This is a genomic window from Aeromonas bivalvium, from assembly GCF_046078285.1.
Taxonomy (GTDB): domain Bacteria; phylum Pseudomonadota; class Gammaproteobacteria; order Enterobacterales; family Aeromonadaceae; genus Aeromonas; species Aeromonas bivalvium.
Genome location: NZ_JBGXBV010000001.1, coordinates 1,374,863 through 1,398,772, shown reverse-complemented (window position 1 = coordinate 1,398,772; position 23,910 = coordinate 1,374,863). Strand labels below are relative to the sequence as shown.

The window sequence follows — 23,910 nt, the reverse complement described above, 5'->3', positions numbered from 1 at the left end:
GTTATGTCGAAGAGGCTCCCTCACAGACCCGACGGCTTGTGCAGCCACAGTACCGTCGTGGTCGGGCTCAGCAATCCCTTACAGACCCAGCTTCTTGTGCAGATAGTGGATGTTGGTGCCACCGTGCTGGAAGTTTTCGTCCTTCATGATCTCTTTTTGCAAGGCCACGTTGGTCTTGATCCCTTCCACCACCAGCTCGTCCAGGGAGTGACGCATGCGGGCGATGGCGATGTCGCGGTTCTCGCCGTAGCAGATCAGCTTGCCGATCATCGAATCGTAGTAGGGCGGTACCTTGTAACCGGCATAGATGTGGGAGTCCCAGCGTACGCCCATGCCACCCGGCGCGTGGAAGCGCTGGATCAGGCCCGGTGAGGGCATGAAGGTGGACGGATCTTCGGCGTTGATCCGGCACTCGATGGCATGGCCACGGATGCGGATGTCCTGCTGGGTGATGGACAGGGGCTGACCGGCGGCGATGCGCAGCTGCTCCTTGATGAGATCCACGCCGGTGACCATCTCGGTAACCGGGTGCTCGACCTGGATCCGGGTGTTCATCTCGATGAAGTAGAACTCGCCGTTCTCGTACAGGAACTCGAACGTACCGGCACCGCGGTAGCCGATTTCGAGACAGGCGCGCACGCAGCGTTCGCCGATGAACTTGCGCATCTCCTCGGTGATGCCCGGCGCCGGCGCCTCTTCCACTACCTTCTGGTGGCGACGCTGCATGGAGCAGTCCCGCTCACCCAGATAGAGGGCGGTGCCCTGGCCGTCAGCCAGCACCTGGATCTCGATGTGGCGCGGGTTCTCCAGGTACTTCTCCATGTAGACCATGTCGTTCTTGAAGAACTGGCCCGCTTCGGATTTGGTCAGGGCGATGGCGGAGGCCAGCTCGGCCTCGTTGCGCACCACGCGCATGCCGCGTCCACCGCCGCCACCGGCGGCCTTGATGATCACCGGGTAACCGATCCGCTTGGCGATGGTGGCGTTGCGCTTGGCATCGTTGTCCACCGGGCCGTCGGAGCCGGGTACGCAGGGGACGCCCGCCTTCTTCATCGCCTCGATGGCGGAGACCTTGTCACCCATGAGGCGAATGGTCTCGGCGCGCGGGCCGATGAAGATGAAGCCGGACTGCTCGACCACTTCGGCAAAATCGGCGTTCTCGGAGAGGAAGCCGTAACCCGGGTGGATGGCGACGGCACCGGTCACCTCGGCGGCGGCGATGATGGCCGGCACGTTGAGGTAGGACTCGCCACTGGCGGGCTTGCCGATGCAGATGGATTCGTCGGCCAGCAGCACATGTTTGAGCTCCCGGTCGGCGGTGGAGTGAACGGCCACTGTCTTGATCCCGAGCTCTTTGCAGGCGCGTAGGATCCGCAGGGCAATTTCACCGCGGTTGGCGATGACTACTTTGTCCAACATGGGTGAATATCCCCTTATTCGATGATGAACAGCGGCTCGTCGAACTCGACGGCCTGGCCATTCTCGACCAGGATGGCCTTGATCACGCCAGCCTTGTCAGATTCGATCTGGTTCATCATTTTCATGGCTTCGACGATGCACAGGGTGTCGCCGACATTGACCTGCTGACCCACTTCCGCGAACGGCTTGGCATCCGGGCTGGAGGCGCGGTAGAAGGAGCCCACCATGGGGGAGCGCATCAGGTGACCGCTCGGGGCGGCATCGGCGGCCGGGGCAGCGGCCTGAGCGGCAGCCACCGGGGCAGCGGCGGCTTGTTGTACCTGGGCCGGTTGCATCATCATCTGAGGTGCGACGCTAACCTGGCCGGAGAAATTACGGCTGATGCGAACAGACTCTTCCCCTTCGGAGATTTCCAGCTCGGCGATGCCGGACTCTTCAACCAGTTCAATCAGCTTTTTGATTTTGCGGATATCCATTAGCATTCTCTTTCTTCTTTGTCTGATCAGTGATTATCAAGCCGTGCCAAGTGACGCACAGCCGCGGTTAAAGCAAAGGTATAACCATCCGGCCCGAGTCCGCAGATCACCCCTTTCGCGACATCGGACAGATAGGAGTGATGACGGAAGGGTTCTCTGGCATGGACGTTGGAGAGGTGCACCTCGATGAAGGGGATGGCCACCCCCAGCAGGGCATCTCGCAGCGCGACACTGGTGTGAGTGAAGGCGGCAGGATTGATGATGATAAAGTCCACCTGGCCCATGGCCTGATGGATGCGCTCCAGCAGCAGATGTTCGGCGTTGGATTGCAGGTGTTCCAGTGTGACACCGAGTTCGCCGGCCTGCAGCTGCAAGGTGGCGACGATCTCATCGAGCGTCTGGCTGCCGTAGATGCCCGGTTCCCGTTTGCCCAGCAGGTTCAGGTTCGGCCCGTTGAGCAGGAGAATGCGGTGATGTTGCGACATAATGAGTACATCCTCGATGATAATGCCGATAACGTTCGGCTATCTTGCGGATGACCAGAAATCTAGCCATTTTTTGCGCAATTCGGTGTGCACTGGCACACAGATTTCGCAATTATATTGATTTCGTGAAAATTAGCAGCATTTTACTGGTCTAATCTCTACATCTGTCTGTTTATTGACCATGTTGGCGCCCAGAGTTGCGCTGGTGCCGTGTCCGCCTGTTCAGACAGGTCAGATATGACAAAGCCGGCGCAAGGCCGGCTTTGTCGAGCAACAAACGAAACGGGATCAGGCCGCTTCCGACTTCTCGCGAATGAGTTTGTCGACCACACCCGGATCCGCCAGGGTGGAGATATCCCCCAGGCTGTCGGTCTCGCCGGTGGCTATCTTGCGCAATATCCGGCGCATGATCTTGCCGGAGCGGGTCTTGGGCAGCCCCTCGGCCCAGTGGATCACATCCGGGGTGGCGATGGCGCCAATCTCCTTGCGCACCCACTCCTTCACCTCTTTATGCAGCTCGCGGCTCGGCTCCTCCCCGGCGATCAGGGTGACATAGGCATAGATGCCCTGACCCTTGATCTCGTGGGGCACGCCCACCACCGCCGCCTCGGCGATCTTGGGATGGGCCACCAGGGCCGATTCTATTTCGGCTGTGCCCATGCGGTGGCCGGAGACGTTGAGTACATCATCGACCCGACCCGTGATCCAGTAGTAGCCATCCTCGTCGCGACGGGCACCGTCGCCGGTGAAGTAGCGGCCGGGGAAGGTGGAGAAGTAGGTCTGCTCGAAGCGCTCGTGGTCGCCGAACACGGTGCGCATCTGGCCGGGCCAGGAGTCGGTGATCACCAGGTTGCCCTCGGTGGCACCCTCCAGGGGCTCACCCAGGTTGTCCACCAGGGCGGGCTGCACCCCGAAGAAGGGACGGGTGGCTGAGCCCGGTTTCAGGGCGGTCACGCCGGGCAGGGGGCTGATCAGGATGCCACCGGTCTCGGTCTGCCACCAGGTATCGACGATGGGGCAACGTTCGTCCCCTATGGTGCGGTAGTACCACTCCCAGGCTTCCGGGTTGATGGGTTCCCCCACCGATCCCATGATGCGCAGGCTGGCGCGAGAGGTACCCTCGATGGCCTCGTTGCCCTTGGCCATCAGGGCGCGAATGGCGGTCGGCGCGGTATAGAGAATGCTGACCTTGTGCTTGTCCACCACCTGACTCATGCGGTTGCTGGCGGGGTAGTTGGGTACCCCTTCGAACATGATGGTGGTGGCGCCGTTGGCGAGCGGCCCGTAGACCAGGTAGGAGTGGCCGGTGACCCAGCCCACGTCGGCGGTACACCAGTAGATGTCCTCCTCGTGGTAGTCGAACACATACTTGAAGGTGAGGGCGGCATAGACCAGGTAGCCGCCGGTGGTGTGCAGCACCCCCTTGGGTTTGCCGGTGGAGCCCGAGGTGTAGAGGATGAAGAGGGGATCCTCGGCGTTCATCGCCTCCGGGGCGCAGTCGGCGCTCGCCGTGGCCATGGCGTCATGCCACCAGATATCCCTGTGACCGTGCCAGGCGACGTCGCCGCCGGTGCGTTTGAGCACGATCACCTTCTCGATGCGGGTCTGTGGGTTGGTGAGCGCTTCGTCCACGTTCTTCTTGAGAGGGACGGCACGGCCGCCACGCAGCCCCTCGTCGGCCGTGATGACGATGGAAGAGCCCGAGTCTATGATGCGCCCGGCCAGGGCCTCGGGGGAGAAGCCGCCGAAGACGATGCTGTGCACGGCGCCGATGCGGGTACAGGCCAGCATGGCCACGGCCGCTTCCGGCACCATGGGCATGTAGAGGCAGACCACGTCACCGCGCTTGACCCCTTGCGCCTTGAGTACGTTGGCAAACTTGCACACCTCGGCATGCAGCTCGCGATAGGTGAGGGTGCGATCCTCGGCGGGGTTGTCCCCTTCCCAGATGATGGCGACCTTGTCGCCACGCTGGGCCAGGTGTCTGTCCAGGCAGTTGGCGGAGACGTTGAGCTGGCCATCCTCGAACCACTTGATGGAGACATGGCCGGGGTCATAGGAGCTGTTCTTGACCTTGGTGTAGGGGGTCATCCAGTCGACAATCTTGCCTTGCTCCGCCCAGAAGGCGTCCGGATCCTGCACCGAGGCCTGATACATGGCCTCATAGCCCGCTTGATCCAGCAGAGCCCCCTGGCTGATGTGGGTCTTGACCGGGTAGACCTTGTGCTCGCTCATCTTTCACTCCTTTGAATACATCCTTTTAATAATTAGATAACAACTTATACCTTTGCCGGGGGAGGGCAATTAGACTTTTGGATAGCCGTGCGCCAGCCCTCATTTCCCGTAGACAGGGTGGGCGTCGGGGACGAAGGGGCAGGTGTGCGGCCGACGAGCAGCGCAAGAGCAAGAAAGAGGCAAGCTGGTCGACGCCGCCTGGGCGAGTGGTTAGCCCTTCTGGCGGCCGAAGGCCTGGATGCCGCGCACCAGCACCAGCAGAGAGAGCAGATGAAAGGGCAGCGCCAGCGCCCACAGCAGCCACCAGTTTGGCTCACCCCCATCGCAATGGATGAAAGCGACCCAGGCGACCAGCAGGGTCAGCATGCCGGCGAGCTGGAAGCGGCGTCTGAGCACCACCTCCACCCCCAGATTGGCGAGATACAGGGTCAGCAGCACACCGGCAAAGCCGGTGAGCTGGGCGCTGCCATAGAGCTCGCGGTTGCTGTCAAAAAGCAGTGTGACAAGGGGGGTCAGGCCCTGCTCGCTCGGGATCAGGGCCAGCAGCCAGCAGGCGATGAGCAACAGGGCCGTCTTCATGGGGTCAGGACGCCGCTGGCGCGCAGCAAGGGAGCGTCAGCATGGCTCAGGAGGCCGGCTGGTCTGCCTGAACCAGGTTCAGGTAGTTGGCATCCATCAGCAGGAAGACCCCGAGCAGGCGGGCGCAGGCGCCATAGAAGCCGAAGCTGTCCTTGGCGCGGCAGCTCTGTTCGAAGCGACTGAACCAGCCGAGCAGCTGTTCGTGCAGCAGCCCATCCTGTTCGGCGAGCCAGCGGGCGCGCTCATCGGCAGTGCGCGCCTCGGCGGCGCGAATGATGAGGTTGCCCATCAGATCCAGCTCGATGGCCAGGTGATCCTCGGGCTCCTTGTACTTGTCGCTGACGCTGATGCCAAGGCGGGTGAGGCGCGCCTGCATCTGCGCCATGGGCGCTTGCATCAGCAGGCCCCCTTCCCCGCGATAGAGGGATTCGTAAGGCGGCACCCCCTGCTTGGGGTCACAAAGGAAGAGGCCGGCGAAATCGGCGGCCAGTTCCAGCTGGCGATCGGGGCGCACCAGCAGACGGGCGATGGCGTCATTGAGTTCGGCCACGGCGTCGCGCATCGGGTCCAGGGTAGAGAGACTCTTCAGGAAGCTGCGTACGTCATAGCTGTCGTATTCGGCGATCTGTTCATCAGACAGTTCGGCGGCAAACAGGGTGGCGAACCACCAGTAGAGTTCGGCCCTGCGTTCGCTTGTGGCCAGAAATTCCTGCATTTTTCCTCCGTTGATGACAGTCGGGAGCCGTGTTGGCCCCCGATTCTAACGACTTTGGCAATAAAGGAAACCATGGGGTCCCTTTTGACTCGGGACTAGCCCCCCAGGCTTGCCTCCCGGGCCGGGAACATGGGGTCTATCCCTGCCGCCGACTCGGGTGCGCCGAAGGCGGTGACCGCCGGTATCTCCCCTTCGAACCTGGCGACCTCCACCAGGGCGGTGTGGGCCGTGGTGGCCTGGGAGAGGCTGGAGGCGCCTATGTCGGCGGTCAGCACATTGGGATCGCCATAGGTGCACAGGGTGCCGACCTTGCCCCCTTCCTGGGGGCCGTACCAGGCGCCCTCATGGATGCGCACCACGCCAGGAGCGTAGTCCTCGCTCACCACCAGGCCCGCCAGTACCTGACCGCGACCGTTGAACACCCGCACCAGATCCCCGTCCTTGAGGCCGCGCGCCCTGGCATCTGCCGGGCTCATGTAGAGGGGCTCGCGCCCCTGCACCGTGTAGCTGGCGCGGTAGTCGTCCGAGGAGCAGAGCTGGCTGTGCAGCCGCTTGTCCGGATGGCAGGATTGCAGGTGCAGCGGGAATTGCTGGCTGCCCGGGCCGCCGTGGGAGCGCTCATAGGGTTCAATCCAGACCGGGTGGCCGGGGCAATCGGCATAGCCGAAGTCGGCGATGGTCTTGGAGTAGATCTCGATGAGGCCAGAAGGTGTGCCAAGCGGTTCCAGATCCGGCTCCTGGCGGAAGGCGGCATGGCGCACCCAGGGCTCCCCGGCCGGGAAGCTGACGAAGCCTTCCCCATGCCAGAACTGGCTGAAGCGGGGCAGGCGCACCCCTATGCCACGGCCCTGCAGGCGGGCATCGTCATAGATGCTCTGGATCCACTCCAGCTTGCTCTTGCCGCCGGTGAACTCGGCCTCGCGCCCGAAGCGACGACAGAGATCGGCGAAGATGTCGTAGTCGTCGCGCGCCTCGAACAGGGGCTCCACTATCTTGTGCATGGCCAGGATGCCGGCGTTGGCGTGGGAACCCCACTGCTCCAAGTCGTCGCGCTCATAGGTGGTGGTGGCGGGCAGCACTATGTCGGCGAAGCGGCAGCTGGCGGTCCACTGATGGTCGATGCTGACCACGGTTTCCAGCCTGCGCCAGGCGGCGATCATCTTGTTGCGATCCTGCTGATGGTGGAAGGGGTTGTTGCCGCAGAACACCGCCATCTTCATGGCCGGGTAGGTGATCTTCTGGCCGTTGAAGTCGATGGTCTTGCCCGGATTGAGGATGCAGTCGACGAAGCGGGCCACAGGGATGAACTTGGAGTACCCCTTGAAGTCGCCGTCGTGCAGCGGCTTGGTGCCGGGAATGACGGAGCTGAAACCGGACATGACGGGGCCGTTGGAGGTGATGGTGCCGGCGCCATTGTAGTGCCATCCGAAGCCAAATCCGCCGCCGGGCAGGCCGATCTGGCCCAGCATGGCCGCCAGCACCACCAGCATCCAGGCGTACTGCTCGCCATGGTGCATGCGCTGCACGCACCAGCCGCCGATGAGCTGGGTGCGGCCACTGGCCATGGTCCGTGCCAGCTCGCGTATGGTGTCGGCAGGCACGCCGCAGATGGCCGCCGCCCAGTCGGCGCTCTTGGGTTGACCGTCGCTGGTGCCCAGCAGGTAGGGCAGGAACTTGTCGTAGCCCGTGGTGTACTCCTTGAGGAACCTGGCGTCGTGCAGTCCCTCGCTGTGCAGGGTGTGCGCCAGTGCCAGCATCAAGGGCAGATCGGTCTGGGGGTTGAGGGCAAGCTGCTCGCAGCCGAGGAACTTCTGGGTCTTGGATTTGACCGGATCGACGCTGATCACCCGGATCTCGCCCCTGGCCACCTTCTCTTTGAGCTGCGCCCAGTAGTCGTAGACCCCGTGATCCGGCACCAGCCAGCCCACCTGCAGGTTCTTGATGGGGTCGGACCCCCAGATGACGATGGTCTTGCTGTGTTCCAGCACCAGGGGCCAGGAGGTCTGCTGCTCGTACACCTCCATGGCGCCCGCCACATGGGGCAGGATCACCTGGGCGGCGCCGGTGGAGTAGTCCCCCGCCTTGGCGAGATAGGTGCCGTGCAGGTTCATGGCGCGCCCCAGCATGGCCCCGGCGGAGTGGAACTTGCCCACCGACTGCCAGCCGGAGTGGCCGGCATAGAGGGCGCTCGGGCCATGGGTTTTCTGCACCCGCTCCAGCTCGTGATAGAAGAAATCCAGGGCCTGGGACCAGGTCACCCGCACGAAGCGGTTCTGGCCACGCTCGCGGGTGTCGGACAGGTGCCCCTGGCGCAGCCAGTCAAGGCGCACCATGGGATAGCGGACCCGGGAGGGGTTGTAGACCACCTCACGCAAGCCTTGCAGCATCTCGGTCGGGTGCTTGTCGTGCTCGAAGGGGCGGGTCTCGACCCAGCGCCCCTCGACCACCCGGGCGCGGAAGGCGCCCCAGTGGGAGCCTGACAGCACCAGCTTGTCCTGGGCCTCGGCGGCCTGTACCGCGCGCCCCAGCAGGGAGGGGCCAATCAGGGCTGCCGCACCACCGGCCAGCATGCCCCCCAGAAAACCACGTCGGGAAACTGAGATCATTGTGTGTGTCCTCTCTCTGAGACTGGGTTAGTGCTGGCCCTGGCCACCGGTATCGGCGGCGTGGCTCTGCAGGTATTTGAGCAGGGTGCGCTCTTCCTCTTTGCTGAGGCGGTAGTAGGCCGACATCGCCTTGAGTCCCGAGATCCAGCCATTGGCGGTGAAGTGAGCCGGATCCGGCGCTCCGTGGCAGGAGTTGCAGGTGGATTTGTACATCTCGCCGGCGTAATCCCAGATGGGCTTGAGGGAGGGTTCGAGCCCCTTGCCATCGACCCAGGCGGTGACGGCAACCTGCTGCCAGCGGATATGGGTCGCCGGATCCGTCTGCTGCTCCAGCACTGTCTCATCGGCCTTGAGTTCATCGCGCACCGTGGCGACGAAGACCCGCTTGCCCATGTACTCGCTCAGCACCCGACCCTTGCCGTCCTGCTCGCGCCAGCCCTGGATCCTGACCCTGAGCCGATCGTCGCCGCGCTCGAGCACCTCGATGCGGGACGCGGGCAGCAGGCGGCCGGCCGGTTCGCTCGCCGTCTGGCTGGCAAACAGGTCCTTCTCGCCCAGGCTGTAGAGCACCTCGGCGGCGGGGGCCTCGGTCGCCTGGGCCTGCAGGGCGGCGAAACTGGCCCTGAAACCGCCGGCCATGTTGGGCAGCTCGTGGGCGATGCCCTTGTGGCACTCGATGCAGTTCATGTTCTTGGCGGCGGCATCCTTCATGGCCAGGGCCGCGGCGGGGGACTGCTTGGCGTGGTCCATGTTGTCGTAGCTGTGACAGGACTTGCAGGTCTTGGAGTTCTGGCTGCTCATGCGGGCCCAGACCCGTTCGGCCAGGTGCAGGCGCCTGTCCTCGAACTTCTCCTGGGTGTCGATGCTGTGGCCGATGAACTGCTGGTAGAGATCGTTGGCCGCCTCCATCTTGCGGGCCACCTTGCCGACGAAGTCTTTCGGCTGGTGGCAGTCGGTGCAGATGGCCTGGACGCCGGAGGCATTCTTGAAGTGCACCGACTCCTTGTACTCGGGGTAGACGGTGCTCTCCATGGTGTGACAGGAGATGCAGAACTCGAGGCTGCTGGTCTTCTCGAAGCCGTAATGCAGACCGATCGAGCCGGCCAGAGTGACGCCGACCCCGACCAGTACCAGGGCCAGTACCGACCAGCGCCGACTGGGGGTGCGCAGGTATTGCCACAGTTTTTTCATGAGTGTTCGTCTCTTATGACTCTTTTGATGGGGGCCATGATAGGGAGATGCTGTGAACAGGGTTGGCGGGGGAAATTAATGAAATAGGGGTATTTATGACAAAATATGAATAGAATGATGACCCTGTTACTGCTGCGGAGCCCGCCGATGCGCCCTCATATCCTGGTTGTTGAAGACGATGTCGTGACCCGCGAGAAACTGGTCGGCTATTTCGAGCGCGAAGGCTATCGGGTGAGCGCGGCGGGAGATGGCAAGGAGATGCGGGCCCTGCTGGCGCGGGAGAGCGTCTCCCTCATCATGCTCGACATCAACCTGCCCGGGGAGGATGGTCTGCAGCTGACCCGCGAGCTCAGGGCCCAAAGCAGGGTGGGCATCATCTTGGTGACGGGGCGCAGCGATGCGGTGGACAGAATCGTGGGCCTCGAGATGGGGGCCGATGACTATGTCACCAAGCCGTTCGAGCTGCGGGAGCTGCTGGTGCGGGTCAAGAACCTGCTGTGGCGCATCTCCCTGATGGGCAGCGAGACTCAAAGCGACGAGGGCGACGATGCGGTGCGCTTTGGCCCCTGGCGTTTCGACATTCCCCGTCGCCAGCTCAGCAAGGATGGGGTCCCCGTGCGCCTGACCAAGGCGGAGTACGAGCTGCTGGTGGCCTTCGTCGCCCACCCCGGGCGGGTGCTGAGCCGGGAGCGGATCCTCTCCCTCATCAGCCATCGCGGCGACGGGCCGAGCGATCGCACCATAGACGTGCTGATCCGGCGGCTGCGGGGCAAGATGGAGCCGGATCCCCGGGATCCCCAGCTGTTCGTCACCGTGCACGGCGAGGGCTATCTGTTCGCCGCCGAGCTGCAACCCTGAGGCGAGACCTCCCCCTGCCAGCTCCCCGGCGGCTCGTCACCGTGCCCGGCCAGGGCGCCCGGTTCGCCATGGCCGCGCCCTGATCCTGAGGCGATCCCTCTGCTTGCCTCCCCTCTCTCCTGGCCTGGGCTTGCCCGGGGCCGGGCCTATTGGCTCCTGAACAGCACCCGGTGACAGCGGGGGCAGGCGTACTGATGGCGAAAGTCGGCCAGATGGACCCTGCCCTGCGCCTGCAATCCAAGGTGACCGCAGTGGTGACAGGCGATCCCGTCCTCGCCTCTGGCCTCGGGATGGAGAGCCAGGTACTGCTCCCGGGTGGGCAGGGACTGCCAGTCGACCGGGCGCCCCTTGCGCCCGCGACAGAAGTAGACCCAGTAGAACAGGGCAAAGCCCAGCAGGATCAACAGCAGCAGATGGTTCATGGGATGCCTCCTTATGCCGAGAGGTGGGGGTGGTGAGAGGGAAGAGGGGACAGGGGGGTGATGAGCAACTGTCCCTCTGCATCAGGGAGCCCCTCCTTGCGCCAACCCTGGCGCAGACAGAAACGTTCGGCGGCCAGGTTGGCGGACAGGCAGCGCAGGGAGGCCGAGGTGCAGCCGGCGGCGCGGATCCGTTGCAGCGCCTGGGCCAGCAGCCAGCATCCCAGGCCCCGGCCTCGCCATTGTGGCACCAGGTAGATCAGATGGATGTGGCCACGCCGGCTGCCATCCTGATGAACCATGACCGGCGCCAGGGCCAGCTGGCCAATGGGGCACAGATGATGGCAGAGGTGCAACAGGCCATGGGGCCGCTGCCGGGCCAGGGCATGGAGCCAGGCCCGGGTCTGGCGCTCGTCAAAGCCTGCGTCGCTGCCGTGGCCGATGCGCCAGGCATCCCGGTGACAGGCCAGGGTAAAGGCGGGATAGGGGTCTTGGCTGACGGGCTTGAGCATGAGGCTGGTCATCGGCTGTCTCCTGTCTTGCGCCATCCGGAGTGGAAAAAGGCTTCGCATGAGAATCATAGGTCCGCCGGGCAGGGGGAACCATGACGGGCGTCCGGTTTTGGGGCAGGAAGGTAGACAATCGACACCCTGTACAGCCTGGGTTCAGGTTTGGGCCGCGCCTCTCTGTCGTCTCTGCCACGGGAGCCGTGGCCAGCCTTCACTGGCGGGGAGGCGGAGCGCCGGGGGCGAGGCGATAGACGGGACGAAAGGCGGGGTCCGAGAGGGTGTCGCCGCTCGCGGCCAGGGGGCCGCTCAGGGTCAGGATGGCGGGCCCCATGTGGCGAGGGCACTGGGCCTCGCTGGCATCGGGGCGCTGCAACAGACAGACGGCCTGGGCCACGGCGAGGCGGCCCTGTTCGCGCATCTGATCGCTGTTGGCCAGTGCCAGCCTGCCGCGCAGCAGGGCACGTTGCACCCCGTGACTGAAGTAGATGGCGAGCACGGCGGGCCCTTGTCCGGCGCCCTGATCCCCACGGCGGGCCAGCTCGTTCACCGCCACCTCGGCCGCCATGGCCCCCCCCACCAGATAGTCGAGGTGCGGGTGGCGGGTCAGCAACTGTTGCACCAGGCTGCGCTGGATCTCGCGGCTGTTGTCACCGCGCAGCGTGTCCACCAGGGTGATGGCACTGCCGGCGATGGCGGCGGAAAAGCCCGGCTCGACCACGCTGTTGCCGCCCCGGCCTTCGGGCCCGGGCAAGAGGGCGACCCGCACCGGCGGGCTGCCGGCGGGATGACGCAGGGCCAGCCAGTGGCCGATGCGCCACCCCATCTGATACCAGGGCACGCCGACCTGGGCGACCACATGGGCGGGAGGCAGGGCGTTGACCAGGCCGAACACGGGCAGCGGACTCTTGCCAATGGCCTCGGCCAGCGCAGGCCCATCGACGGCGCCGAGCAAGATGGCGTCACTGCCCTCCCGGGCGCACGCGGCGAGCTGGCGTGCCTGCTCGCTGCTGGCGCCATAGCCCCCCGCCTCATGGACCCGCAAGCCGACGCCGAGCCGGCTTGCCTCCTCCACCATGCCCTGATTGACCGAGAGCCAGTAGGCATCGCGCAGATGCGGATAGAGGGCGCACAGCTCGAAGGGGCGCTCGGCGCGCACCGGGCCGGTCCAGGACAAGGGGGGCGGCAACTGCAACGGGTCCGCCGTCTCGGGCCAGGGCTGAATGGTGAAGGCCGCCCGGGCGCAGACGGCGGGCAGGGTGAGCAGCAGGCAGAGGATCAGGCTTCGCATGGGAGCAGCTTTTGTTACAGTGTGAGACCATATTATCCCGACAATCACAGTGACAACCAAGGGGCCCTGTCGTGCGCACTCTCTCCGGTCTTGGCGGCAAGCTGCTGCTCGCCTTCTCCCTGATGGCCCTGCTGACCCTGACCGCCTCCCTGGTGGGCTGGCTTGGCCTGGGCCATCTGGGGGGGCTGGAGCGGCGGCTGCAACATACCCTGCTGACCCTGGACGGCGCCCGGGAACTGGCCCAGGTGAGCGGCGACATCCTCGCCTCGTCCCGCCTGCTCACCATGGCGGCCAACGAGGCGGAGCGAAGCCATCAGGGCCGGTTGCTGACCCTGCAGGGCCAGCAGTTGCAACGGCTGCTCGACCAGTTGGGGGAGGGGCGCGAGCAGGATGTCGCCTGGCAATCCCTGGATCAGCTGGGCTTGGCCATTCTGGGCAACCTGGGGCAGCAGGGGCGCCTGGTGGGGGAGCGGCTGGCGCTGCAAGGGCAGGGGGAGGCGCTGCGCGGCGAGCTGGTGGCGGCGTCCGGCAGGGTCGCCGAGCTGGCTCGCAGCCAGATGGAGAATGCCCAGACGGTCACGGTGGCCAACATCAGCGGCCTCTATGCCCTGCGGGGGGAGGCCGCCCGCTCGGCCCTGGATACCCTGCTCGAACAGGATCTCGACTGGCTGGAGCAGATGACGGAGCTGCGCCATCGCACCCTGATGCAGCAGCAGCGGCTCGAGGAGCTGTGGCGTGCCGACAACGGGGCTCGCCTCGATGGATTGATGGCGGAGTATGAACAGGATCTGGCGGTGATCCGGCTCAGGGCCGGGGCCGTCGCCGATCCCGGGCGTCGCCTGCGAGTGGCTGACGCCCTGGACCAGCTGGCCCGGGGGGAGCGGCTTGGCGAAATCCGTCGCCAATGGCTGGGGGTAGGGCAGGCCCTGGCCGCGCTCTCGGCCAGCAATCAGGTACTGATGGAGCGGCTCAACGGCAGCGTGGCCGAGGGGGTTCATGATGCCCGCAGCTCCCTGGCCCAGAGCCAGAGCCGCCTGAGCGAGCGGCTGGCGTTGACCGAGCATGGCCTGGGGCTGATTGGGGCCTTGACCCTGCTGGCCCTCGGCCTGTTGATGTGGCGCTTCGTCTATGGTCGCATCGTCTGGCCCTTGCAGCGCACCACCCGGGGGCTGAGCGCCCTGGCCCAGGGGGATCTGGGTCAGCCCCTGCCTCCCGTCGGCGGGGGAGACGAACTGGCGCAGTTGGCCCGGGCGCTGGCGGTGTTTCGCGACAACGCCATCGAGCTGCGCCGCTATCAGCAGGAGCTCGAATCCCGGGTGGCGGAGCGCACGGATCAGCTCAGCCTGGTCAATGCCCGCCTCAACGAGGAGGTGGCCAAGCAAGCCCAGGCCAGGGCCGAGGCGGAGCAGGCCAATCGCGCCAAGTCGGTCTTCCTCGCCACCATGAGCCACGAGATCCGCACCCCCATGAACGGCATCCTAGGGGGCCTGAGCCTGCTGGAGGGCACAGGGCTCGATCCCGGCCAGCAGCGCTATCTGGCCGCCATCAGCCAGAGCGGTGAATCCCTGCTCGAGATCCTCAATGACATCCTCGACTACTCCAAGATAGAGGCGGGCCACCTGGAGGCGAGGCGGGCGCCCTTCGATCTGCACGCCCTGGCCTGGGATCTGCTGGCGCTGTTTCGTCCCAGGGCAGAGGCCAAGGGGCTGAGCCTGTGCCTGTCACTGGCGCCCGAGGTGCCTCGCGCCGTCGAGGGAGATGGCGGCAAGCTGCGTCAGGTGCTGAGCAACCTGATTGGCAACGGCATCAAGTTCACCCGCAGCGGGGAGGTGCGGCTGACCATGGCGCCCCTCGGCTGTCGAGGCCCCTGCCCCCAGCCCTGCATCGCCTTCACGGTGAGCGACACCGGGCCCGGCATCCCCCCGGGCGAGCAGGAGAGGGTGTTCGAGGCGTTTCGCCAGCGGCGGCGGGATGCGGGCCATAGTGGCGGAACCGGTCTGGGACTGGCCATCAGCCGCCGTCTGGTCGAGGCCATGGGGGGCGAGCTTGCCCTCGCCAGCGAGCCGGGCCTGGGCTGCCGCTTCTCGTTCAGTCTGGCGTTGCAGCCCACGGCCCTGCTGCAACCGCGCCAGCGGGAGCGGCTATCCATCCATGCCCCGCGGGACATTCTCCTGGTAGAGGACAACGAGATAAACCGGCTGGTGGCCGAGGGGATGCTGCTGCGCCTCGGTCATCGAGTGGTGATGGCCGAGGATGGCCGCGCCGCCCTGGCCGCCATCACGGCGCGCCCTTTCGATCTGGCCCTGCTCGACATCAATCTGCCGGACACAGATGGCCTGAGCCTGCGGGAGGACCTGGTGGCCATCAGCGAGGAAGAGCATGACAGCCCCCTGCCTGCCATCGCCATCTCGGCCCAGATGTACCCGGAGGACATACAGCACTGCCTGGCGAGCGGCTTTGCCGGTTTCGTCGGCAAGCCGGTGCGTCTGGCCGAGCTGGCCGACGCCATTACCGGGATCTTTGCCGACGAGGGCCAGGTGCCAGGGCTCCCTGCCGCGGCCCCGACCGGGCCCAGGGGGGAGGTTGCGCCTCGGGACGCCCTTGCCTCCTTCGAAGTGGATCCCGCCGAGTTTGCCGCCACGAGGGCGCAGCTGGACGAGGATCTTGCACTGCTGGGAGCCAGGCGCCTCGCCACCATGCTGACCCTGTTCGAGCAGCAGGGGGGCGAGCTGGTGGCCGACTTGCAGGGGAGTGACGCCGGGCCGGAGCGTCACCAGCTCGCCCACAAGCTCAAGGGCAGCGCCGCCAGCCTGGGGCTGGCGAGGCTGGTCCAGGTGTGCGAGGGGCTGGAGTCGGGGCGGGTGGCGCCCGGCGTCCTGGCGCAGGAGTGGCCCAGGGCCCTGGGGATCCTGACGCACTGGCGGCGGGCGCAGGGATGGGACAGAGAGGAATGACGCAAAGGGAAGAGTGACTCAAAGGAGAGGGGGCTCCCCGGCCCGATGAGAGACCGGCTGGCCCCCCATCCGGGGAGAAGGGCGATAATTTCTGGTTTTATTACATTTATTCAACATTTTTTTGGGTGGTCGGACTGTCCCTTTGATGTCGCTGCGGTTACAATGCGCGGGCCCCATATCGCCCATGCGCAAACGATTTTCAGGAGATAAACGGATGTTGAAACGTGACATGACCATCGCAGGCTATGATCCCCAGCTGTGGCAGGCCATCACAGACGAGACCCGTCGTCAGGAAGAGCACATCGAGCTGATCGCGTCTGAGAACTACACCAGCCCCCGCGTCATGGAAGCCCAGGGCTCCCAGCTGACCAACAAGTACGCCGAAGGCTACCCGGCCAAGCGTTACTACGGTGGTTGCGAGTACGTCGATGTGGTCGAGACCCTGGCCATCGAGCGCGCCAAGGAACTGTTCGGCGCCACCTACGCCAACGTGCAGCCGCACTCCGGCTCCCAGGCCAACAGCGCCGTCTACATGGCACTGCTGCAGCCGGGCGATACCGTGCTGGGCATGAACCTGGCCCACGGCGGTCACCTGACCCACGGTGCCCCGGTCAACTTCTCCGGCAAGCTCTACAACATCATCCCCTACGGCATCGATGAATCCGGCAAGATCGACTATGTCGAGATGGAGCGTCTGGCCCTCGAGCACAAGCCGAAGATGATGATAGGTGGCTTCTCCGCCTACTCGGGCATCGTTGACTGGGCCAAGATGCGCGAAATTGCCGACAAGATCGGTGCTTATCTGTTCGTCGACATGGCCCACGTGGCCGGTCTGATTGCTGCGGGCGTCTACCCCAACCCGGTGCCCCACGCCCACGTGGTCACCTCCACCACCCACAAGACCCTGGCCGGTCCCCGTGGTGGTCTGATCCTCTCCGCCGCCGACGACGAAGATCTGTACAAGAAGCTGAACTCCGCCGTCTTCCCGGGTGGCCAGGGCGGCCCGCTGATGCACGTCATCGCCGGCAAGGCAGTGGCATTCAAAGAGGCCCTGGAGCCCGAGTTCAAGACCTACCAGGCGCAAGTGGTCAAGAACGCCAAGGCCATGGCCGCCACCTTCATCGAGCGTGGCTACAAGATCGTTTCCGGTGGCACCGACAACCATCTGATGCTGGTTGATCTGATCGGCCGCGAGCTGACCGGTAAAGAAGCCGATGCCGCGCTGGGCAAGGCCAACATCACGGTCAACAAGAACGCGGTACCGAACGACCCGCGCTCCCCGTTTGTCACCTCCGGCGTGCGGATCGGTACCCCGGCCATCACCCGCCGCGGTTTCAAGGAAGCCGAGTCCATCGAGCTGACCCACTGGATTTGCGACGTGCTGGACAACCACGACAACGAAGAAGTGCTGGCCACCGTGCGCGAGAAAGTGCTGGCCGTCTGCCGTCGTCTGCCGGTTTACGCCTGATAGCTCTCCCTTTGGGGAAAACAAGTGCCAAATGCCGCCCCTGGTCAGCCTGGGGCGGCATTGTTTTTTATGGGCTTTTACCGGTTTCCGGGGGCCGTGTTACACTGGCCCACCTCATTCCTGACCCCAGGGCAGGATGTTTGAATCCTTTGCGCCGGAGGTGTGATGCATTGCCCTTTCTGTAGTGCCGTGGATACCAAGGTGATCGATTCCCGCCTGGTGGCGGAAGGCCATCAGGTGCGTCGCCGTCGTGAGTGCCTGCTCTGCCACGAGCGTTTCACCACCTTCGAGATGGCCGAGCTGGTGATGCCAAGGGTCATCAAGTCCAACGGCTCTCGCGAACCCTTCAACGAAGAGAAGCTGAGGGGCGGCATATTGCGGGCGCTGGAGAAGCGCCCGGTGAGCATGGAGGCGATCGAGAAGGGGGTGAACCACATCAAGTCCCGCCTGCGCGCCACCGGCGAGCGGGAGGTGCCCTCCAAGCTGGTGGGCAACCTGGTGATGGACGAACTCAAGGGCCTGGACAAGGTGGCCTACATCCGCTTCGCCTCCGTCTATCGCAGCTTCGAGGATATTCGTGAATTCGGCGAAGAGATCGCCAAATTGGAGAAGTAATGGTATCGGGTGGGCAAGCGGACATCCGCTTCGCCCCCGTCTATCGCAGCTTCGAGGATATTCGCCCTCTTTATGGCAGATGGCAGATAGGGACGAAGAGATCGCCAAGCTTGAGAAGTAGACCCATTGCCCGGTTGCTTCACAGACCCACTTTTTCTCGCCTGACACGGGAGCCCAGATGTTTAGTCAAGACGATTACCAATGGATGAGCAGGGCCCTCGAACTGGCCCGCCGCGGCCGCTATACCACGGCCCCCAATCCCTGCGTCGGTTGCGTGCTGGTCAAGGATGGTGTTGTCGTCGGCGAAGGCTGGCACCAGCGTGCCGGTCAGCCCCATGCCGAGGTCTATGCCCTCCATGGCGCCGGTGAGGCCGCCCGGGGCGCCACCGCCTATGTGACCCTGGAGCCCTGCTCCCACCATGGCCGCACCCCGCCCTGCGCCGAGGCCTTGATTGAGGCTGGCGTGGCCCGGGTGGTGGCCGCCATGGTCGACCCCAATCCCCAGGTGGGCGGGCGTGGGCTGCGGATGCTCTCCGAGGCGGGCATCAAGACCGACTTCGGCCTGCTGGCCGCCGAGGCCGAAGCCCTCAATCCCGGCTTCTTCAAGCGGATGCGCACCGGTTTCCCGCAGGTGACGGTCAAGCTGGGGGCCAGCCTGGATGGTCGCACCGCCATGGCGAGCGGCGAGAGCCAGTGGATCACCTCCCCCGAGGCGCGCCGGGACGTGCAGCGGCTGCGGGCGCGCCATGACGCCGTGCTCTCCAGCGCTGAAACCGTGCTGGCGGACAAGGCCTCCCTGACCGTGCGCTGGGACGAGCTGCCCCCTTCGGTCAAGGTCGCCTATCCCAGGGAGAGCCTGCGCCAGCCGCTGCGGGTGGTGATCGACTCGCAAAACCGACTCACCCCGGATTTGCCGCTGTTTGCCAGCCCGGGCCCCGTGCTGCTGGCGCGACTGCAAAGCGACGGCGCGTGGCCCGAGTCGGTGCAGCAGATGGTGCTGCCCCGGCTGGAGGAGCGGGTCGACCTGGTCAGCCTCTTCATGCTGCTGGCCAAACAGGGGGTCAATTCAGTGCTGGTGGAGGCGGGGCCGCGCCTGTGTGGCGCCCTGCTGGAGAAGGGACTGGTGGACGAGCTGGTGCTCTACCAGGCACCCAAGCTGCTGGGGGATGAGGGTAGGGGCATGTTCCAGCTGCCCGGTCTGGCGCGACTGTTCCAGGCGCCCAAGTTGACCCTCAAGGATGTACGCCTGGTGGGCCAGGATATCAGGATCACGGCCAGGCTAGCCTGAGCTCGAGGAGAGGCAAGACGATGTTTACCGGAATTATCGAAGCCATGGGCACCCTGACCGAGCTGCGCCGTCAGGGAGAGGATGTGGTGCTGACCGTGGAGGCTCCCGGCCTCGACTTCAGCGACGTCAAGCTGGGCGACTCCATCGCCACCAATGGCGTCTGTCTCACCGTCATCGCCCTGGGGGACAAACGCTACAGCGCCGATGTGTCGCTGGAAACCTTGGCACGCACCGGCTTTGCCCAGGCCAAGGTCGGGGACAGGGTGAACCTGGAAAAAGCACTGACCCCGAGTTCGCGCCTCGGCGGCCATCTGGTCTCAGGCCACGTGGATGGCATGGGCCAGGTGATGAGCAGACAGAGCAGCGGCCGCGCCATCGAGTACTGGATCAAGGCGCCAGCGGACCTGTCCCGCTATATCGCCGAGAAGGGCTCGATTGCGGTGGATGGCATCAGCCTGACGGTGAACGCCGTCAAGGGAGATGCGTTCTTGCTCACCATAGTGCCCCATACCGCAGAAGAGACCACGATCGCGCGCTGGAAGCCCGGTCACAGGGTCAATCTGGAAGTGGATCAGATAGCCCGTTATCTGGAGCGGTTGCTGCAAGGCGGGGCCGGAGCCCAGGCGCCGAGCAGCACCCTGACCCTGGCGAAGTTGGCCCAATCGGGCTTTTTGTGAGCCCGGTCTGATTGAAACGGGGCCAGCAGCCCCCATCTAGCCCTTACGCATTTATCACCTTTGACGGAGTAGCCCATGGCGCTTAGCACAACCCAGGAAATCATCGCCGACATCAAGGCGGGCAAGATGGTGATCCTGATGGATGACGAAGACAGGGAGAACGAAGGGGACCTCATCATGGCGGCCTCCTGTGTGCGGCCCGAGGACATCAACTTCATGGCCCGCTACGGCCGTGGCCTCATCTGCCTGACCCTGACCCGGGATCGCTGCAAGCAGCTGGCGCTGCCCCTCATGGTTGACCGCAACAATGCCCAGTTCTCCACCGCCTTCACCGTGACCATAGAGGCGGCCGAGGGGGTGACCACGGGCATCTCCGCCGCCGATCGCGCCGTCACCGTACAGGCCGCCGTGGCCCCTGATGCCAAGGCCGCCGATCTGGTGCAGCCCGGTCACATCTTCCCGCTGATGGCGCAAGATGGCGGCGTGCTGACCCGGGCCGGTCACACCGAAGCGGGTTGCGATCTGGCGCGTCTTGCCGGTTACGAGGCGGCCTCCGTCATCGTCGAGATCCTCAACGAGGATGGCACCATGGCGCGCCGTCCCGACCTTGAGGTCTTCGCCGAGCAGCATGGCATCAAGCTTGGCACCATTGCGGATCTCATCGAGTACCGCAACCAGCACGAGACCACGGTGGAGAAGGTGGCCGAGTGCAAGCTGCCCACCGAGTTTGGCGAGTTCGACCTCATCACCTTCCGCGATACCATAGACAACCAGGTGCATTTCGCCCTCAAGAAAGGCGAGGTGACAGCCGATCAGCCGACCCTGGTGCGGGTCCATCTGCACGACGTGCTGAGCGATCTGCTGCTGACCGATCGCCACGCGGCCCGCAGCTGGCCCTTGCCCAAATCCATGGCCCGCATCGCCGAAGAGGGGGGTGTGCTGGTGATCCTGGGGGCCGAGGCCCAGGGCGCCGAGCTGCTGGCCAGGGTCAAGGGGTTCGAGGCCGCCGACAAGGGATTGGCGCCGGAAGGGGCCAAGTGGCAGGGCACCTCGCGCCGGGTCGGCGTCGGCTCCCAGATCCTCAAGACCCTGGGGGTCGGCAAGATGCGCCTGCTGAGCTCGCCGAAAAAATATCACGCCCTCGGCGGTTTCGGCCTTGAAGTCGTGGAATACGTCGGCGAATAAGCGTGTCGCCCCAATGAAATCGCGCTCATGGCCGCCCGTTGCGGCCATGGTTTTTGTCGTGGGTCTGTTGTGCTAGACTGTGCGCACTTTTGACCCCGGCCATATTTGACTGCATAGCTACAGGATTGCCAATGAAGGTTATCGAAGGGAATATCGCCGCCCCTGAGGCGCGCGTTGCAATTGTCGTTGCCCGTTTCAACAGCTTCATCAACGAGAGCCTGATCGAGGGCGCCGTTGACGTACTCAAGCGTCAGGGTCAGGTGCAAGACAGCAACCTCACTCTGGTACGTGTGCCGGGTGCCGTCGAAATCCCTCTGGCGGCCAAGAAGCTGGCCAAGAGTGGCAAGTATGACGCCATCGTCGCCCTCGGCACCGTCATTCGTGGTGGTACCTACCACTTCGAACTGGTGGCCAGCGAGAATGGCAAGGGCCTGGCCCAGGTGATGATGGAGCATGAAATTCCCGTCGCCTTCGGCGTGCTGACCACAGAGAACATAGAACAAGCCATCGAGCGCGCCGGTACCAAGGCGGGTAACAAGGGTGCAGAGGCTGCACTGAGTGCGCTCGAAATGATCAACGTCCTGAAACAACTGGACGTGTAACGAGGAGAAGTAGATTGAAACCGTCTGAGCGCCGTAAGGCCCGCCATTGCGCCACCCAGGCCATCTACCAGTGGCAGATGACCCAGGCCAACGTGGGGGACATCGAAGAGCAGTTCAAGATAGATCAGGACACCAAAGGGGTGGATCTGAACTATTTCCGCGATCTGCTGTTCGGGGTTGCCCTGCATTGCAACGAGCTGGACAAGGTGTACTCGCCTTTCCTCTCCCGTCCGCTCGATGAAGTGGACATGGTGGACAAGGCGATCCTGCGCCTGGCGACCTATGAGCTGACCCGTCGTGATGATGTGCCGCCCCGCGTGGTGATCAACGAAGCGATCGAGCTGGCCAAGGCGTTTGCCGCCGATGACAGCCACAAGTTTGTCAACGGTGTGCTGGACAAGGTCATCAAGACGCTGAACAAGCGTTAATCCCTGTGCCACAGCATTAAGAGAGGAGCCAGCCTAACCGCTGGCTTTTTACTGTATGGGTGAATTTGAACTGATAGAGAAGTACTTCAAGGTGCCCCACGCCCGCAAGGACGTGGTGCTGGGCCCGGGGGACGACTGTGCCCTGCTGACCCTGCCAGCCGACAGCCAGCTGGCGGTGAGCACGGATACCCTGGTGAGCGGCGTCCACTTTCTGCCCGACATGGATCCGGTGGATCTCGGCTACAAGGCGCTGGCGGTCAATCTGTCCGATCTCGCCGCCATGGGGGCCGAGCCGCGCTGGGTCTCCCTGGCGCTGACCCTGCCCGCCATCAACGAGCGCTGGGTGGCCGGTTTTGCCGAGGGTTTCCTCGAGCTTGCCGAATACTACAACGTGGCCCTGGTGGGGGGCGACATGACCCGGGGGCCGCTCTCCATCACCGTCTCGGTGAAGGGATCCGTGCCGTCGGGCCGCGCCCTGCTGCGCAGCGGCGCCAGGGTCGGGGACGGCATCTATGTCACCGGCACCCTGGGGGATGCCGCCCTGGCGCTCTCCCATCTGCTGGGCAAGCGCAACCTCAACGAGAACCAGCTGGCCGCCGTCCTGCCGCGTCTCGAGCACCCCCATCCTCGCATTCTGGCTGGCCAGGCCCTGCGCGGGTTGGCAAACAGCGCCCTGGATCTCTCCGACGGCCTGGCCTCGGATCTCGGCCATATCCTGAAAGCCTCCGGCGTGCGGGCCCAGATCGATCTCGACCTGCTGCCCCTCTCCCCCGTGATGCAGGATGCCGTCTTCCCGGAAGATGCCTGGCAGCTGGCCCTGGCCGGTGGCGATGACTACGAGCTCTGCTTCACAGTGCCGGAAGATCATCGCGGCGCGCTGGATACGGCCCTGGCCCACAGCGGGGTCAAGTTCAGCCGGATCGGCCGTATTCTGGCGGGGGAGCCCGGCATCGATTACATTCGGGCGGAGCAGCCGGTGGCGCTCTCCCTCAAAGGTTGGGATCACTTCGCATGATCAAGCCCGAGCTCAAACGCCTGAACCTGAAAAATCCCCTCCACCTGCTGGCGGTGGGCTTTGGTGCCGGCTTCTCTCCCTGGGCCCCTGGCACCATGGGCACCCTGGTCGCCATCCCGCTTTACTTGCTGGCAAGTGGCCTGTCGACCCCCTGGTTCATCGCCCTGCTGGTGCTGGGCTTTCTGGCGGGTATTCGTATCTGCCAGAGCGCCACCGACGCCATCGGCATGCCGGATCACGGCGCCATCGTCTGGGACGAGGTGATAGGGTTTGGCATCACCATGATAGCGGCGCCGGCGGGCTGGGAGTGGCTGCTGGCGGGCTTTGCGCTGTTTCGGCTGTTCGACGTGCTCAAGCCCTGGCCCATCAGCTGGTTCGATCGCCGCATCCATGGCGGCCTTGGCATCATGCTCGATGACGTGATTGCCGGATTCTTTGCCCTGTTTTGTATGCAATTGCTGGCCCATTGGCTCGTCTGAGCCGGGCAGGAAGGAGGGCGCCCCTGGGGCGCCCTTTATTTATGACTGCCTGATTTTCATTCATTGGCAGATGCTGCCATCAGAAACCCTTTTCACATAAATATTCACTACTCATTCGACGCTACCGTTCCTGTCTGCATCAGTCACATCTGCCAGATGTTAACGTTTTGTATCATGTTAACTTTGTTTATTAATGCAAAATTAGTTTAAAAAGCTATTTTTTAGGCGATAGATCACGCTTTATGACTACCTGGCGCCCAGGTCGCACCGCAAAGTATTGCGAAATTGTATATCCAGGTCATTTACTCTTTCGGTCAAAGCGTCTAAGTTACTGGCGGGTTATTCCAAAAAAATGCAAAAAACCCGCCCGGATCGCTGGTTTCCCTGCCCCATGGATTGAGCATCTATTGCCCAAGGCA

General features: G+C 64.2%; 22 protein-coding genes. 11 read left to right on the top strand and 11 right to left on the bottom strand.

Annotated features, from left to right (window positions below; translation table 11 throughout):
* Positions 1–78: 78 nt before the first annotated feature.
* The 8 genes from accC to torC all read right to left on the bottom strand — a co-directional run bounded on the left by accC (position 79) and on the right by torC (position 9,706).
* A complete protein-coding gene (gene accC, locus ACEUCR_RS06340; RefSeq protein WP_041995615.1) occupies positions 79–1,419 on the bottom strand; it encodes an acetyl-CoA carboxylase biotin carboxylase subunit in 1,341 nt (446 codons plus the stop codon).
* 14 nt (positions 1,420–1,433) lie between these two features.
* The gene (accB, locus tag ACEUCR_RS06335; protein WP_041995618.1) at positions 1,434–1,895 is read right to left on the bottom strand and encodes an acetyl-CoA carboxylase biotin carboxyl carrier protein; all 462 of its coding nucleotides are present in this window, start codon (positions 1,893–1,895) and stop codon (positions 1,434–1,436) included.
* A gap of 26 nt (positions 1,896–1,921) precedes the next feature.
* Positions 1,922–2,380, bottom strand: a complete 459-nt coding sequence (gene aroQ, locus ACEUCR_RS06330) for a type II 3-dehydroquinate dehydratase (protein ID WP_041995621.1) — start codon at positions 2,378–2,380, stop codon at positions 1,922–1,924.
* A gap of 288 nt (positions 2,381–2,668) precedes the next feature.
* Complete coding sequence (gene acs / locus ACEUCR_RS06325; protein WP_111873385.1) at positions 2,669–4,615, bottom strand: acetate--CoA ligase; 1,947 nt, start codon at positions 4,613–4,615, stop codon at positions 2,669–2,671.
* Positions 4,616–4,825: 210 nt separating this feature from the next.
* Complete coding sequence (locus tag ACEUCR_RS06320) at positions 4,826–5,194, bottom strand: hypothetical protein (RefSeq protein WP_041995626.1); 369 nt, start codon at positions 5,192–5,194, stop codon at positions 4,826–4,828.
* A gap of 46 nt (positions 5,195–5,240) precedes the next feature.
* Positions 5,241–5,909, bottom strand: a complete 669-nt coding sequence (gene torD / locus ACEUCR_RS06315; protein WP_408788832.1) for a molecular chaperone TorD — start codon at positions 5,907–5,909, stop codon at positions 5,241–5,243.
* Positions 5,910–6,004: 95 nt separating this feature from the next.
* Positions 6,005–8,515, bottom strand: a complete 2,511-nt coding sequence (gene torA, locus ACEUCR_RS06310; RefSeq protein WP_408772468.1) for a trimethylamine-N-oxide reductase TorA — start codon at positions 8,513–8,515, stop codon at positions 6,005–6,007.
* A 27-nt stretch (positions 8,516–8,542) separates the two neighbouring features.
* On the bottom strand, positions 8,543–9,706 hold the full coding sequence (torC, locus tag ACEUCR_RS06305) for a pentaheme c-type cytochrome TorC (protein WP_408788829.1): 1,164 nt from the start codon (positions 9,704–9,706) through the stop codon (positions 8,543–8,545).
* Between the two features lie 147 nt (positions 9,707–9,853).
* On the opposite strand from torC, the gene torR reads away from it, so the two are divergent.
* Entirely contained in the window at positions 9,854–10,564 is a 711-nt protein-coding gene (gene torR / locus ACEUCR_RS06300; protein ID WP_041995947.1) for a two-component system response regulator TorR, read from the top strand.
* 146 nt (positions 10,565–10,710) lie between these two features.
* Here the strand turns inward: torR and ACEUCR_RS06295 are convergent, their stop codons facing one another.
* The 3 genes from ACEUCR_RS06295 to torT all read right to left on the bottom strand — a co-directional run bounded on the left by ACEUCR_RS06295 (position 10,711) and on the right by torT (position 12,780).
* The gene (locus ACEUCR_RS06295) at positions 10,711–10,986 is read right to left on the bottom strand and encodes a hypothetical protein (RefSeq protein ID WP_041995636.1); all 276 of its coding nucleotides are present in this window, start codon (positions 10,984–10,986) and stop codon (positions 10,711–10,713) included.
* An 11-nt stretch (positions 10,987–10,997) separates the two neighbouring features.
* Positions 10,998–11,507, bottom strand: coding sequence for a GNAT family N-acetyltransferase (locus ACEUCR_RS06290; protein WP_408788826.1), 510 nt, complete (start codon positions 11,505–11,507; stop codon positions 10,998–11,000).
* A 196-nt stretch (positions 11,508–11,703) separates the two neighbouring features.
* On the bottom strand, positions 11,704–12,780 hold the full coding sequence (torT, locus tag ACEUCR_RS06285; RefSeq protein ID WP_408788823.1) for a TMAO reductase system periplasmic protein TorT: 1,077 nt from the start codon (positions 12,778–12,780) through the stop codon (positions 11,704–11,706).
* A gap of 71 nt (positions 12,781–12,851) precedes the next feature.
* On the opposite strand from torT, the gene torS reads away from it, so the two are divergent.
* The 10 genes from torS to ACEUCR_RS06235 all read left to right on the top strand — a co-directional run bounded on the left by torS (position 12,852) and on the right by ACEUCR_RS06235 (position 23,491).
* Complete coding sequence (torS, locus tag ACEUCR_RS06280; RefSeq protein ID WP_408788820.1) at positions 12,852–15,734, top strand: TMAO reductase system sensor histidine kinase/response regulator TorS; 2,883 nt, start codon at positions 12,852–12,854, stop codon at positions 15,732–15,734.
* A gap of 214 nt (positions 15,735–15,948) precedes the next feature.
* Entirely contained in the window at positions 15,949–17,202 is a 1,254-nt protein-coding gene (gene glyA / locus ACEUCR_RS06275) for a serine hydroxymethyltransferase (protein WP_041995648.1), read from the top strand.
* A 165-nt stretch (positions 17,203–17,367) separates the two neighbouring features.
* On the top strand, positions 17,368–17,817 hold the full coding sequence (nrdR, locus tag ACEUCR_RS06270) for a transcriptional regulator NrdR (RefSeq protein ID WP_041995651.1): 450 nt from the start codon (positions 17,368–17,370) through the stop codon (positions 17,815–17,817).
* Positions 17,818–17,995: 178 nt separating this feature from the next.
* Positions 17,996–19,105 (top strand): bifunctional diaminohydroxyphosphoribosylaminopyrimidine deaminase/5-amino-6-(5-phosphoribosylamino)uracil reductase RibD, encoded by a 1,110-nt coding sequence (gene ribD / locus ACEUCR_RS06265; protein WP_408758932.1) that lies wholly within the window; start codon positions 17,996–17,998, stop codon positions 19,103–19,105.
* Between the two features lie 20 nt (positions 19,106–19,125).
* Entirely contained in the window at positions 19,126–19,782 is a 657-nt protein-coding gene (locus ACEUCR_RS06260) for a riboflavin synthase (RefSeq protein ID WP_408746901.1), read from the top strand.
* Positions 19,783–19,857: 75 nt separating this feature from the next.
* Positions 19,858–20,967 (top strand): bifunctional 3,4-dihydroxy-2-butanone-4-phosphate synthase/GTP cyclohydrolase II, encoded by a 1,110-nt coding sequence (ribBA, locus tag ACEUCR_RS06255; RefSeq protein ID WP_041995658.1) that lies wholly within the window; start codon positions 19,858–19,860, stop codon positions 20,965–20,967.
* 131 nt (positions 20,968–21,098) lie between these two features.
* Positions 21,099–21,569: a 6,7-dimethyl-8-ribityllumazine synthase gene (gene ribH, locus ACEUCR_RS06250; protein WP_041995660.1), complete on the top strand. Its 471-nt coding sequence runs from the start codon at positions 21,099–21,101 to the stop codon at positions 21,567–21,569.
* Between the two features lie 14 nt (positions 21,570–21,583).
* Entirely contained in the window at positions 21,584–21,997 is a 414-nt protein-coding gene (gene nusB / locus ACEUCR_RS06245) for a transcription antitermination factor NusB (protein ID WP_111873376.1), read from the top strand.
* A gap of 55 nt (positions 21,998–22,052) precedes the next feature.
* On the top strand, positions 22,053–23,012 hold the full coding sequence (gene thiL, locus ACEUCR_RS06240) for a thiamine-phosphate kinase (protein ID WP_111873375.1): 960 nt from the start codon (positions 22,053–22,055) through the stop codon (positions 23,010–23,012).
* Entirely contained in the window at positions 23,009–23,491 is a 483-nt protein-coding gene (locus ACEUCR_RS06235; RefSeq protein WP_111873374.1) for a phosphatidylglycerophosphatase A family protein, read from the top strand. Before thiL ends, ACEUCR_RS06235 begins: the two co-directional genes overlap by 4 nt.
* The last annotated feature ends 419 nt before the right edge of the window (positions 23,492–23,910 follow it).

Coding starts and splice junctions, on each gene's coding strand:
- accC (WP_041995615.1), bottom strand. CDS start 1,419: ATGTTGGACAAAGTAGTCATCGCCAACCGCGGTGAAATTGCCCTGCGG.
- accB (WP_041995618.1), bottom strand. CDS start 1,895: ATGGATATCCGCAAAATCAAAAAGCTGATTGAACTGGTTGAAGAGTCC.
- aroQ (WP_041995621.1), bottom strand. CDS start 2,380: ATGTCGCAACATCACCGCATTCTCCTGCTCAACGGGCCGAACCTGAAC.
- acs (WP_111873385.1), bottom strand. CDS start 4,615: ATGAGCGAGCACAAGGTCTACCCGGTCAAGACCCACATCAGCCAGGGG.
- ACEUCR_RS06320 (WP_041995626.1), bottom strand. CDS start 5,194: ATGAAGACGGCCCTGTTGCTCATCGCCTGCTGGCTGCTGGCCCTGATC.
- torD (WP_408788832.1), bottom strand. CDS start 5,909: ATGCAGGAATTTCTGGCCACAAGCGAACGCAGGGCCGAACTCTACTGG.
- torA (WP_408772468.1), bottom strand. CDS start 8,515: ATGATCTCAGTTTCCCGACGTGGTTTTCTGGGGGGCATGCTGGCCGGT.
- torC (WP_408788829.1), bottom strand. CDS start 9,706: ATGAAAAAACTGTGGCAATACCTGCGCACCCCCAGTCGGCGCTGGTCG.
- torR (WP_041995947.1), top strand. CDS start 9,854: ATGCGCCCTCATATCCTGGTTGTTGAAGACGATGTCGTGACCCGCGAG.
- ACEUCR_RS06295 (WP_041995636.1), bottom strand. CDS start 10,986: ATGAACCATCTGCTGCTGTTGATCCTGCTGGGCTTTGCCCTGTTCTAC.
- ACEUCR_RS06290 (WP_408788826.1), bottom strand. CDS start 11,507: ATGACCAGCCTCATGCTCAAGCCCGTCAGCCAAGACCCCTATCCCGCC.
- torT (WP_408788823.1), bottom strand. CDS start 12,780: ATGCGAAGCCTGATCCTCTGCCTGCTGCTCACCCTGCCCGCCGTCTGC.
- glyA (WP_041995648.1), top strand. CDS start 15,949: ATGTTGAAACGTGACATGACCATCGCAGGCTATGATCCCCAGCTGTGG.
- nrdR (WP_041995651.1), top strand. CDS start 17,368: ATGCATTGCCCTTTCTGTAGTGCCGTGGATACCAAGGTGATCGATTCC.
- ribD (WP_408758932.1), top strand. CDS start 17,996: ATGTTTAGTCAAGACGATTACCAATGGATGAGCAGGGCCCTCGAACTG.
- ACEUCR_RS06260 (WP_408746901.1), top strand. CDS start 19,126: ATGTTTACCGGAATTATCGAAGCCATGGGCACCCTGACCGAGCTGCGC.
- ribBA (WP_041995658.1), top strand. CDS start 19,858: ATGGCGCTTAGCACAACCCAGGAAATCATCGCCGACATCAAGGCGGGC.
- ribH (WP_041995660.1), top strand. CDS start 21,099: ATGAAGGTTATCGAAGGGAATATCGCCGCCCCTGAGGCGCGCGTTGCA.
- thiL (WP_111873375.1), top strand. CDS start 22,053: ATGGGTGAATTTGAACTGATAGAGAAGTACTTCAAGGTGCCCCACGCC.
- ACEUCR_RS06235 (WP_111873374.1), top strand. CDS start 23,009: ATGATCAAGCCCGAGCTCAAACGCCTGAACCTGAAAAATCCCCTCCAC.